Annotated in this window: 15 protein-coding genes; 5 read left to right on the forward strand and 10 right to left on the reverse strand. The window is 38.4% G+C overall.

Going from position 1 to position 12115, the window contains the following annotated elements; all coding sequences use genetic code 11:
* Positions 1 to 2: 2 nt before the first annotated feature.
* From O3798_RS05775 to O3798_RS05800, 6 genes are all read right to left on the reverse strand, one after another.
* Positions 3 to 329 carry a PepSY domain-containing protein gene (locus O3798_RS05775; RefSeq protein ID WP_048710056.1) on the reverse strand — a complete coding sequence of 109 codons (327 nt, stop codon included), beginning with the start codon at positions 327 to 329 and terminating at the stop codon, positions 3 to 5.
* A gap of 22 nt (positions 330 to 351) precedes the next feature.
* Positions 352 to 1020 carry a tRNA (guanosine(46)-N7)-methyltransferase TrmB gene (gene trmB, locus O3798_RS05780; protein WP_371463893.1) on the reverse strand — a complete coding sequence of 223 codons (669 nt, stop codon included), beginning with the start codon at positions 1018 to 1020 and terminating at the stop codon, positions 352 to 354.
* Positions 1021 to 1034: 14 nt separating this feature from the next.
* Positions 1035 to 1838 (reverse strand): phosphotransferase, encoded by an 804-nt coding sequence (locus O3798_RS05785; RefSeq protein WP_371463894.1) that lies wholly within the window; start codon positions 1836 to 1838, stop codon positions 1035 to 1037.
* Positions 1839 to 1947: 109 nt separating this feature from the next.
* Complete coding sequence (locus O3798_RS05790; protein WP_371463895.1) at positions 1948 to 3180, reverse strand: ABC transporter permease; 1233 nt, start codon at positions 3178 to 3180, stop codon at positions 1948 to 1950.
* Positions 3173 to 3913 (reverse strand): ABC transporter ATP-binding protein, encoded by a 741-nt coding sequence (locus tag O3798_RS05795; protein WP_371463896.1) that lies wholly within the window; start codon positions 3911 to 3913, stop codon positions 3173 to 3175. The genes O3798_RS05790 and O3798_RS05795 overlap by 8 nt, the downstream gene beginning before the upstream one ends.
* A gap of 102 nt (positions 3914 to 4015) precedes the next feature.
* On the reverse strand, positions 4016 to 4678 hold the full coding sequence (locus tag O3798_RS05800) for a TMEM175 family protein (RefSeq protein WP_371463897.1): 663 nt from the start codon (positions 4676 to 4678) through the stop codon (positions 4016 to 4018).
* A gap of 132 nt (positions 4679 to 4810) precedes the next feature.
* Here O3798_RS05800 and O3798_RS05805 point away from each other — a divergent pair, with 132 nt between their 5' ends.
* From O3798_RS05805 to O3798_RS05825, 5 genes are all read left to right on the forward strand, one after another.
* Positions 4811 to 5233: an HIT family protein gene (locus O3798_RS05805; RefSeq protein WP_048711312.1), complete on the forward strand. Its 423-nt coding sequence runs from the start codon at positions 4811 to 4813 to the stop codon at positions 5231 to 5233.
* Between the two features lie 3 nt (positions 5234 to 5236).
* A complete protein-coding gene (locus tag O3798_RS05810; protein ID WP_371463898.1) occupies positions 5237 to 5569 on the forward strand; it encodes a YtxH domain-containing protein in 333 nt (110 codons plus the stop codon).
* 12 nt (positions 5570 to 5581) lie between these two features.
* The gene (locus O3798_RS05815; RefSeq protein WP_371463899.1) at positions 5582 to 6454 is read left to right on the forward strand and encodes a Cof-type HAD-IIB family hydrolase; all 873 of its coding nucleotides are present in this window, start codon (positions 5582 to 5584) and stop codon (positions 6452 to 6454) included.
* Between the two features lie 159 nt (positions 6455 to 6613).
* Positions 6614 to 8050 carry an amino acid ABC transporter substrate-binding protein/permease gene (locus O3798_RS05820; RefSeq protein WP_371463900.1) on the forward strand — a complete coding sequence of 479 codons (1437 nt, stop codon included), beginning with the start codon at positions 6614 to 6616 and terminating at the stop codon, positions 8048 to 8050.
* Positions 8050 to 8781, forward strand: a complete 732-nt coding sequence (locus O3798_RS05825; protein ID WP_048784205.1) for an amino acid ABC transporter ATP-binding protein — start codon at positions 8050 to 8052, stop codon at positions 8779 to 8781. Before O3798_RS05820 ends, O3798_RS05825 begins: the two co-directional genes overlap by 1 nt.
* A 502-nt stretch (positions 8782 to 9283) precedes the next feature.
* On the opposite strand, the gene O3798_RS05830 is transcribed toward O3798_RS05825, so the two are convergent.
* The 4 genes from O3798_RS05830 to O3798_RS05845 form a co-directional block, all read right to left on the reverse strand.
* Positions 9284 to 9580, reverse strand: coding sequence for a helix-turn-helix domain-containing protein (locus O3798_RS05830; protein WP_371463901.1), 297 nt, complete (start codon positions 9578 to 9580; stop codon positions 9284 to 9286).
* A 162-nt stretch (positions 9581 to 9742) separates the two neighbouring features.
* Positions 9743 to 10165: an Rrf2 family transcriptional regulator gene (locus O3798_RS05835; RefSeq protein WP_371463902.1), complete on the reverse strand. Its 423-nt coding sequence runs from the start codon at positions 10163 to 10165 to the stop codon at positions 9743 to 9745.
* A gap of 8 nt (positions 10166 to 10173) precedes the next feature.
* Positions 10174 to 11541 carry an FAD-dependent oxidoreductase gene (locus O3798_RS05840; protein WP_371463903.1) on the reverse strand — a complete coding sequence of 456 codons (1368 nt, stop codon included), beginning with the start codon at positions 11539 to 11541 and terminating at the stop codon, positions 10174 to 10176.
* A 124-nt stretch (positions 11542 to 11665) separates the two neighbouring features.
* A complete protein-coding gene (locus tag O3798_RS05845) occupies positions 11666 to 12112 on the reverse strand; it encodes an HIT family protein (RefSeq protein ID WP_371463904.1) in 447 nt (148 codons plus the stop codon).
* Positions 12113 to 12115 lie beyond the last annotated feature (3 nt).

The raw sequence follows: 12115 nt of genomic DNA on the forward strand, positions 1-12115 counted from the left end.
GATTATCCAATTTTGTATAAATCAATAACGGCTCCTGTTTTTGCATCTGCATAAAATTCGTATTGGACTAGTTCATTATCTTCTTTACGAGTAACCCCGCCATAATAAACTTCCCCATAAAACTCAGGGCTATCCACGAATACAGGTTCCATCTCAATCCAAGAGCCTTCGATAGTACCTACTACTTGAAATAATTTACGGACATTTTGAACAATAACATCTCCATTGACATTTCTGCGTTCAAACCATTTTGAAGTGACCCATGCTCCAATAACAGCACCTGCTGCTAGTAGAAAACTTGCACCTTTGAAACTATTTTTTGATTCCATATGAATCAGGCTCCTTTATTTGTTATTCGGGTTGTTTAAAAGCTTTTCTATCCTGTGGGAAAATCACTTCCACACGATAAATTGGATGACCTTTTGCTGAGAATTTCTCTTCGTATTCTGTCATCACATTTCCTGGAAATTCCACTTGATGTAAATCTAACCAAACTTGTTTTAACACAAGTCCAAATTGTGAGAATGACGCAAGGCTGTATTCAAACAATCCGCGGTTATCTGTCTTGAAGTGTAATTCTCCAAATGGTTGTAATACTTTTTCATATCCGACTAAGAAACTTTCATGAGTCAAGCGACGTTTCGCATGACGTTTCTTTGGCCATGGATCTGAGAAGTTCAAGTAAATTTGGTCTACTTCACCATCTTCGAAGTAGTCTGTTACTTGTCCACCATTCACATGTAATAATTGTAAGTTTGGAACATCTGCTGCAAGAGCTTTTTCAAGCGCGACTACAAGGACGCTTTCTTGAATTTCAATTCCAATATAGTTAATGTTTGGGTTTTGACGAGCCATGCCGCTCACGAATTGACCTTTCCCAGAACCAATCTCGATATGGATTGGATTGTTATTGCCAAAACGTTCATGCCATCTTCCTTTCCATTGCGCTGGATCTTGGATGACCATTTCTGGGTGAGCTGCTAGTGCATCTTTTGCCCAAGGTTTATTTCTTAATCTCAAAGTCTAACTCCTGTCTATTCTTCTGTTGGCTTTCCAATACGATTATTATAAATCGACTTCACCAAAAGAATTTTCTCATTCATTTCAAGGTAACGTCCCTCGAAGTGCGTTTTCTTAATGTAATTCAAGCAATTCATGAGAGCATACCATTCAATTCGTTGATAAATATTTGTAGACAGTTGTAAGCCATACATATCAAGCCATTCACCCCATTGATGAACAGGAATGTATTGCGTCAATATCATTGTCAAATCAGAAACCGGATCGGCAAGGCGAACCATTTCCCAGTCGACAAGGTAGAGCTTCTCGTCTTCTGATAACATAAAGTTACGACGGTCTAAGTCTCCGTGACATACCGTTTTCCCAACTTCACTCACAAGCGGAATTGTTTCAATTAAGTAATTCAATACTTCATTTAAGAAACGGTGGGTTTGTAATCCTGACTGTAAATTATTTAAATATTCATCGATGAATTTTTGAGTGCTATACTCTTCACCTTGAATTTGTTGCAACATTTGTAAAAGATTTGGGGATTGATGAATTTGTTTTAACAGCTCAATGACTTCGACGGACCCCATTTCTTCCTTAGTGAGGGATCTTCCAGACAACCATTCTTGAGCTGTAATGACATCACCATTACCCGCACGTTTGGTCCATATTAACTTAGGAGTGATACCTTCACCCGATAGCACCGCTAAAAACGGTGAAGCATTTCTCTTTAGAAATACACGTTCATGGTCTTTTACACCCATGTACGCTTGACCGGTGTCCCCACCAATTGGATGGAGATCCCATCCTGAGTCCATGTTATATTCCATCTATTCCATCCCTAACGACAAATTCTGTTTCCTTTAATAAATCTATTCTTTTATTTTATGGTTTTATACCATTTGAGTCAAGTTTGTGCGCTACTTTTAGCCTACAAACTTAAATTTTTCTTCTCTTCTTAAGGAATCGATAACGTAAATAAAATTGTGTAAAGAATACTCCAAAAATCGGATAGAAAATAATCCCTACTAAACCAATCATTTCACGCATCCCTATCACTGAAGAAATGCCCAATACAATACCGGACGCGACCATCGTCATCATGAGGACTGATAAATTATCCTGTAGACGCGTCTTACTATCTACAAGAGAGGCAAAATGACTATTTTGCGTGTTGGCACTTTGGATAACCCCAACAAGTTGGAATCCTAATAGCATTACAAGTAACGCATTGACGATAAAGTTCCAATAATACTCTTGAGAAAACAATGCAACTACAAAGCTGACAACTGCCAGTTGAAATAATAAACTCATATATTGACTAGTACGGATGACCGTACGACTCACTAAATAGCGATGTCCACTTGGATTCTTTCCAACCAGTACCTTCAATACGCCATCTAAATATGAACGGCGATGCGCTTGAGGTTTATGCACCATTGGCACATCCACAAACAATGCATATAAACGATAAATTCGTTGTTGTCTTTCTAATTCCGATTCAATCATAGAATCGAATCGATATACAAAAGCCGCTTTCCCATAATAGTACTCGATAAAAACACTCATAAGAATTGGGATCACTAATAAAACAAATGACCAAACTTCAGAAATCCATAAAAACATTCCGAAGAAGTTCGCTACTGCAATCACGTAAATACCAAGTTTTTCCATCCATGTAAAATGGAGCACTCCGCGATAAGAATATTTCGTACAACGGAATAATAAATCTTTAAAGAGCACTTGTAAGAGGAATAGCTTTGCGAACATACTCATATTCGTTCCAAAGGCTTGAGCTACGATTGGAAAGACAATTCCAGAAGATGACAGCATCACAAGAAGCGGAAGCGCCCAACTACGACGAATGGCTTTTTGCAAATATGCCTTAAAGTCTTGCCCCACTACCGATAAAAAGATTCCATCGGCTGGTTCGAGCAACGTTGCTACTCCGCCAAAGAATGGAACACTCGCTAGTAGAACTGCAAGTAACCCTAGTAAAGGCCATTCCAATACACGAATCGTTTGAATCCAACTCGAGTATTGCACCATGATAAAGCCAAATAAGAAAAACAAGACAATCAAGAAATGGTCGTTCAGCATATAGCGAATATACTTCATGCTTTTCTTTTGATATTTTCTTACGCGGGCCTCAAAAATTGTTGCACTATTCATGGGCATCGTCCCCTGTCGTTAATGCAAAGTAAATTTCCTCTAGAGAAGTTTCTTCAATATTCGAAGTTGCGCGTAAGCCTTCGATATCGCCTTGTGCAATCACTTTTCCTTCGTGTAACACGATGAAACGATCGCAATACTTCTCAGCCGTATCTAATACGTGAGTCGACATTAAAATCGCTGCACCCTTTTCCTTCTTCTCTTTCAAGACTTGCAGTAAGGTACGAATTCCTAGTGGGTCGAGTCCTAAAAATGGTTCATCGACCACATAGACGGGCACGTCTAGCATTAATGCGCAGACGATAAGCACTTTTTGCTTCATCCCTTTTGAAAAATATGCTGGGAACCAATCCAATTGCTTCGTTAAACGGAATGCTTCCACGAGTTCCATTGCATGAGCCATTGTCTCTTCGTTCATTTGATTATATGAACGAGCCACAAATTCAATATGTTCTCTAAATGTCAATTCTTCGTAAAGAACTGGGCTTTCTGGAATGACCGCAATCGATTGACGGTAGCCACGTTGGTTTTCGAGGATGCTAAGTTTCTCTACTTCCACTCTTCCGCTAAAAGGGGTAAGTTGCCCAATAATCGCTTTAATCGTCGTACTCTTCCCGGCACCATTGAGCCCGATTAGGCCGCAAATCTCGCCCGGATTTACATCAAAAGTGATGTCCGTAATGACAGGAACTTTTGTATATCCTGCAGTTACATTGTTTAATTGTAGTGACATATAGATTCTCCTATCTAACTATTCTCCTCATTATACCATAAAGCAAAAAAAGTGTGAAAGGACGCAGGATTAGGCGCCCTTTCACACTCCTATTCATTTATATTATTTTGCAATATTTCTCTTTATTCGTTCTTCATCAATTCGTCCTAATACTTTATCTGAAAATTCGACTAAGTTTTCATCTACAAATATTGACCGACCTCTTCCCACCCCTAAACGAGAAAAGAACTTAGTCATTGGAATCGCCAAGTATAAATACATAACGATTTGAGGAATTAAAAATGTTAAGGCCAAAATAATCACTGATGTTAAATAAGAACGCATATGAAACTTTCTGAATAAAGTAAGCATTTCATCTCTTCTCTCATAATCAGCATCCGTCAATGATTGTTTCAATACAAAATAGTTTTCGATATCGAACAATACAGAAATGATTGCAATCAAAATTCCGTATGCTAGCACAGAAATCATTCGATTTTCAAAACTAAATAAGAATTTTGTAAATAAAGGGATGAGACAGATTCCCAAATGTGCTAATAAATCAATCGACAAAATCGAGAAAGAAATTCGTTTTGAACGACCAAAGAACTGAGAACGTTCAAACCAAAAGTTCGCAATCACGACAAAACTTTGCGCAAATAAAAAGATTTCCTTTGCAAACTCCCACATCCCCGCCATCGATGTTGGCGTATTGATTTCTAATACTAAAACGGTAATCGCAATGGCAATAATCGCATCGCTTAACGCATCTAATTTTCCCTTCATAAAGACTCCTCGCTTTCATTCTGATATTTTAGGATATGTTCTTCTAAAAAGCAACGACAACAACTGCTACGAGTCTTTCATTTTAGGGCATTTTTTGATACCATAGAGGTACGAACTCAAGGAGGAAACACCATGACAGATTGCATTTTTGACAAAATTATTAATAAAGAAATTCCAGCACATATCGTGTATGAAGATGACGTAGTACTTGCGTTCCTTGACATTTCGCAAGTAACACCAGGGCACACGCTTGTCGTTCCTAAAAAACACGTGGCTAATATCTTCGAATACGATGAAGACTTAGCGAGCGCAGTGTTTGCACGTATTCCAAAAATCGCACGTGCCGTTCAAGCTTCAAACCCAGACATTAAAGGTTTAAACATTTTAAGTAATAACGGAGAGTTGGCTTACCAAAGCGTCTTCCACTCTCACATCCACTTAATCCCACGCTATACAAAAGAAGATGGGTTTGGATTAAAATGGGAACCAACGAATCCAAGTTCAGAAGTATTAGCAGAAATCGCGCAATCAATTCGCGAACAAATGGAGGCATAATCAATGAGTAAATTTCTAAAAGGTTTTATTTTCGGTAGTGTGATCGGTGGAGCCGTTGCCCTACTAAACAACCCAAGAAGCGGTAAAGAAAATCGTGAAATCTTAGCAAAACAAATTCAAGAAGTGACACAGGATGTTACCGTGATTAACACTGGTAAAGCCACTCTTGAAAGAGGCATTAAAGAAATCCAAGAAGTGATTGTTCCACAAACAATGGAAGTTGTGAACTCTATTCAAGAAGAAGTCGCAAAATTCCAATTGGAAAACAAACCACGCTTCAGACGTATTCAAGAAAAAATTCAAACGTTACAAACTCATCTTAAAGAAATGAAATAGAGGTTTTGCTCTATGATTAAATTATTTGCATCGGATATGGATGGTACTCTGCTAACCAATCACGTAGAGATTCATAAGAATAACATTCAAGCGATTCGAAAAGTCCAAAAACAAGGGAAACACTTTATCGTTTGTACTGGACGCGATTATCTTCAGGCCAATTTTGCACTCGAACAAGCGGAATTACATCTCCCTGTTATTGCGATGAACGGTGCTCAGATTTTTGATAAAAATCATGACATTATCTGGGAAGTAACAATCCCGCACGAAACAGTCTATGCCCTGCTAGACTACTTCGATTCGATCGACTTGGACTGGCAGCTCGTGACTTCTGAAGGAAACTTTAGAAAGAACTATGCTCTCTTTATCAACAAAGTCATTGAACGAAAAAAGGCCGAAAAAAATAATCTTTCGCCTGAACAATTGAAAGAAGAAATTAGACAGCTCAAAATCCTTCTAGAAGCAACCGATGTAACGACTGCTGAAGAAGTGCTATCGATTCCGGATATTAAGGTGTTCAAAATTATCGTCTCTCATGACGACGGGCCTACTTATTTCAAACCTGTTCGTGAACATATCGATCAAGTGCATCCAAACCTTGTGGTCACTTCCGCATTTTATACGGATTTGGAAATCAACCACAAAGACGCTCAAAAAGGCATTGCGGTTGCTCACTATGCCGAAACACTTGGCTTATCGATGAAGCAAACTTTCGCTATCGGCGATAACTTCAATGACGTTTCGATGATTCGTGACGCAGGAATTGGCGTTGCGATGGGAAATGCTCCAGAGGAAGTTAAAGATGTGGCCGATTTTGTGACAGACACCAATGTTAATGGTGGTGTGGCAAAAGCCATCTGGCGTGTCCTCGAACAAGAACAATAAGCATCACTCTCTTCTCTTTCATGAGAGAAGGGAGTTTTTTATGCTCCTACCTTCATGTCAGAAAATGTGACATGAGATGAGACTAGAATTTTGCATTTTAAGAAAATCTTCCATATAATAGAAAAACCTTATACGTAAGGTAGATTTGGAGGAATATGTATGAACATAAAAAAATTGAGCTTGGGAGCTGTTCTAGTCACTCTATTGATGACTCTTCTATCCCTCGTTTCTCCGACAAGTTCTGTTAAAGCAGAAACTAAAAAATATGTAATCGCAACAGATATTACATTTGCTCCATTTGAATACCAAGATACAAATGGTGAATATGTCGGAATTGATATTGAATTAATGAAGAGTATCGCAGAGGCTGAAGGCTTCGAAGTAGAATTCAAACCACTCGGCTTCAATGCTGCCGTACAAGCATTAGAATCTGGTCAAGTAGATGCTGTGATGGCTGGTATGGGTATCACAGATGAACGTAAACAAAAATTCGACTTCACAAATAGTTACTATGACAGCGGAATCGGGATGGGAGTTTCTAAAAACTCTGAAATCACATCTCTTTCTGATTTTAAAGGTAAAAAAGTTGCCGTTAAATTAGGAACACAAGGTGCCACTTACGCAGAATCTATCAAGAACAAATACGGCTTTACCGTTACAGCTTTTGAAGATTCATCAAGTATGTACCAAGATGTAATGGTAGGAAACAGTGATGCGTTATTCGAAGACTATCCAGTACTTGCCTACTCAATCACATCAAACAACTTGCCTTTAAAAATGACAGACCATAACGAAAACAAAACAGAATATGGTGTTGCTGTTAATAAAGGTGAAAACGCAGAATTAATTACTGCTTTCAACAACGGTTTGAAAAAACTAAAAGAAAGTGGTAAGTATGATGAAATCATCGACAAATACACAACAAACGCTAGCGAAAACACAGAAGCAACAAGCATTCTAGGATTAATCAAAACAAACTGGAAAACACTTGCAACTGGTTTATGGAACACAATCGTATTAACAGTTGTGGCTTTAATCTTCGCAAGTTTAATCGGTATTATCTTCGGTTTAATGAAGACAAGCCAAAACAATATTGTACAAGCAATCGCAGGATTTTACATTGACATTATCCGTGGTGTTCCACTAATCGTATTAACGTTCTTCATTTACTTTGGAATCCCGCAAGCATTCAACATTACAATGCAACCGTTCGTAGCGGGTGTCATCACCCTCAGCTTGAACGCATCGGCTTACATCGCTGAAATTATCCGTGGGGGTATCCAAGCGGTAGACAAAGGACAATATGAAGCCTGCATGAGTTTAGGTCTTCCATATCCTAAGAGCATGCAAAAAGTTATCTTACCGCAAGCGATTCGAATTATGGTTCCTTCATTCATTAACCAATTCGTGATTACATTGAAAGATACATCTATCCTTTCAATCATCGGTATTGCCGAATTAACGCAAACAGGTAAAGTCATCATCGCTCGTAACTTACAATCAAGTCAAATGTGGTTAATCGTGGGCGTGATGTACTTAATCGTGATCGTTCTATTAACGAAACTTTCAGCTCACTTAGAAAGGAATTTAAAATAATGGCTATTATCGAAGTTCAAAAAATTCAAAAGAAATATGGCGACTTAGAAGTATTAAAATCCATCGACCTTTCTATTGAGGAAGGCGAAGTAGTTTGTATTATCGGGCCTTCAGGTTCTGGTAAATCCACTTTCTTACGTTGCTTAAACCGTCTTGAAAAAATCAACAGTGGTCATATCATCATTGATGGCTATGATTTAACAGACAAGAAAACAAACTTAAATAAAGTTCGTGAGGAAATCGGAATGGTGTTCCAACACTTCAACCTCTTCCCTCACCTAAGCGTTCTAGAAAATATCATTCTTGCACCGGTAGAATTAGGTCGTGAGACAAAAGAAGCTGCAACTGAACATGCGATGGAACTCCTTGGCATGGTTGGTCTTGCAGATAAAGCGGATGTCTCTCCTAAATCTCTTTCAGGTGGTCAAAAGCAACGTGTGGCTATTGCCCGCGCGCTTGCAATGAAACCAAAGATGTTATTATTCGATGAACCAACTTCAGCACTCGACCCTGAGATGGTTGGGGATGTATTAGAAGTAATGCAAAACCTAGCTAAAGAAGGAATGACGATGGTCGTGGTAACACACGAGATGGGATTTGCGCGTGAGGTTAGCGATCGCGTTATCTTCATGGATGGTGGTTATATCATCGAAGAAGGAACTCCTGAAGAAGTGTTTGGTAACCCACAAAACGAACGTACTCAAAACTTCTTAAACAAAGTCTTACATTAAAATCAACACTGCTCCTGGTACCAATTGGTGCCGGGAGTTTTTTTGTGACAAAAATATGTGCTAGAAGAAATAATACTTAATTGGTGCTCTTCAAAAGGAAAAAGATAGACTTGCGTCTTTTTGTTTTTTATTGAAAGAGTCATAGTGGGGCAACGGCGCAAGCCTTGGTCTTGCACCTTTGAAGCTTCAAAGCTGGAGTAAGGAATCAATTCCTAACTCCAGCTAATTCACATTCAATGCTATCCCCCACTATTCTTTCAATAAACAAAAAGACTCGTCTATCTTCTTAGCTTTTTGATGGAGCATTGTTTCTTCTATCTCGTATTTATGTTGCTAAAACTCCTGTACATTTGTGTGGTGCAGGTATTTTAATCAGATTTGTAAAGGTTTTGGTGTATAGTGGTTCAAACACTTCAAGGTTCTTCGACAAGAAAACCACCTCCACTCCGAGGAAAACAAAAACTCAAAATTATCATATATGATAATTTTGAGTTTCTACATTCTACTTCACTTCAGATTTCGATAATGGCACTATGGCTAGTGTTTTCCCTAAGCATCCTAGAATCTTTAATAAGGTATCTAGTTGCGGAGTACTCTTCCCCGTTTCGATTCGAGCAATCACGGGTTGCTTCACCCCACTTAATTCTTCTAATTGTTTTTGGCTAATTCCTAATTCTTTTCTAGCACGAATTAATTCACTAATAATAGCAACTCTTAAATCAGTAGCGGCGATTTCTTCTGGGGTAAATAAATCGTTTTTCACATCTTTCCAGTTACTTCCAATTGCTGTTTTACTCATCTTCTCACTCCTACTCTCTTAAAATTATCGTACTATTATTATAACTTAAAAGTTATCGTTTTTAAATACTTTTAAGTTATTAAGTTTTAAAAATAAAAAAATCATTATAATGTATACATTATAATGATTACTTAAAAAGACCGAGCGGATGCTCGGTCTTTACTAGTGACATTCAGTTTGGACACCATCAATCATGTCTTGGATGGTGCGTTTGTTATAGAAATTAATTTGTTGTTGGATTTGTTCTTCTTGCAATTTGCCCATCACGCTTCCCATTCGGGTGCTGACAAGGCAGGTTGGGTCGGCAGCTTCTTTGAAGGCTTTTTCCAAGCGCTCATCCTCAGATACTAATAAGAAGATTTCTCCAAGTCGAACTTCTTTTGGATTACCTTGCCACTGGTAACCACCTTGTTTTCCCGCAGTGGTTGACACCCATCCTTTCTTCACCGCTTGGCTCATCAATTTTCGAACAATCGCAGGGTTGCTACAAGCGTTAAACGCGAGGTCTTTACTTGAATAACGATTGTCGTGATGAATTGCCAGGTACGTTAGGCAGTGAATCATTACGATAAAGTCATTTCCCATAATAATCCCTACTTAATTAAGCCGAATACGTCGTTTAAAGCTTCTGCCATTGTTGGGTGAGTGAAGATTTGATCGCGAAGAACTGTGTAAGGTACGTTCGCGTTCATTGCAGTTGCGATAATGTTAATCACTTCATGTGCTTCTTCAGCGAATAATGTTGCACCAACGATTTGGTTTGTTGAAGCGTCCACTAATACTTTGTAGAATCCAACTTGGTTTCCTAAGATTTTAGCTTTTGGAATTGCCATTGCAGGAAGTTTCGCTACTTTAACTTCGATACCAGCTTCTTTTGCTTGTTTTTCATTTAAACCAACGCTTGCTAAAGGTGGGTTAATAAATGTTGCTGTTGGGAATTTTGCACGTTGTTTAGTTGAATATGTTGTATCCCCTGCTAAGAAACGTTTCACGATACGGAAATCATCTAATGATACGAATGTGAATTGTGGTCCGCCGTTTACATCGCCCATTGCGAAAATATGAGGCACGTTTGTTTGTAAGAATTCATTAACTTTAATTGTGCCGCGTTCTGTTAATTCAACGCCAGCCTTGTCTAAATCAAGACCTTGTACATTTGCACGACGACCTGTCGCAACTAAGACCGCATCTGCTGTAAAGGCAACTGGTGCACCTTCTCCTGTAGTAGCTTCTACTACTGCTTTACCGCCTTCTTGATGAACGGCTTTTAATTGAACACCTAAGTCGAAAGTAACGCCTAAAGCTTCTAATTGTTCTTTCACAGCTTGTGCCACATCTTCGTCTTCACGAGGAAGGAATGCTTCAGTCACGTCGATTACTGTTACTTTTGTACCGAATTGTGCGTAAGTTGCAGCGAACTCTAATCCGATAAATCCACTACCGATAATGACAAGGCTTTCTGGATATTCTTCTAAGTTCATAATTGTTTCGCTTGTGTGAATTGCCCCACCGATTGTTAAACCTTCTACTGGTGGTACGAATGGAGTTGCTCCAGTATTAATGAAAATACGATCTGCTTTGAAGAGTTTTTCTCCTTCTGCAGTATCCACAGCTACTGTATGGTCATCCACAAAACGTGCAGTTCCATCGATAATTTGTGTTTTTTCAACTGAATCTACTTTGTTGTAGTTTGCAGTGTTTAAAGCAGCAATTAATGCTTTCTTTTCTTGAACGCTCTTTGTATAGTAGCTGCTAGCATCTTCGTTTGAATATTGTTTGCGAAGTGCTTTTGTCGCTAATTTTTTAGAAGGAATACAGCCGACATTAATACATGTTCCACCGTACATTTCTTTTGATTTTTCGATTAAAATCGTATCTTCTCCAATACTTCCTAAGTATCCTGCTAATGTTTTTCCGGCTTTACCGAAACCAATAATGATATTTTTTACTGTTGTTGTCATAAAATCACCTTTCTAATTGTAATGTTTTTAATTACAGTTAGAGTATATCTCACGAATGTATAATCACAAAATTATCTGCTCACGAAAAAAGACACCTACTTTTGTAGATGTCTTATTGTCCTATTTATAAATACTCTTTTAAATGATTTACTAATTGAAGCAGATCACTCTCTTTTGGTTGATATTCTTCGGATGACATTTCTTCCCAAGGAACCCACCAAACAGGGCCTCTTCCATTATGGCCATACCCCTGCATATCTCCTGCTTTTCTTGGAAATAGATGCCAATGTACATGTGCATCACCATTTCCTAACAATTCGATATTCATTTTCTCAGCTTGAAACGCTTTTGCCACGGCCTCTTGAACAATACTCATTTCTTCTAGAAATTTTATTTTTGTTTCATACTCCATTTGATGCAATTCCGTTACGTGTTCTTTGGCTAGGAACAATGTGTACCCTTTAAAATACTGTCCGTCTCCTATTACCACATAACCCGTTTCAAGTTCTTTTACAAAATGCGGATTTTTACCTTGCTTAATTAATTCAATCCGCTCACAAATCAAACACATGTA

It is taken from the genome of Granulicatella sp. 20925_1_45, assembly GCF_041433555.1.
Taxonomy (GTDB): domain Bacteria; phylum Bacillota; class Bacilli; order Lactobacillales; family Aerococcaceae; genus Granulicatella.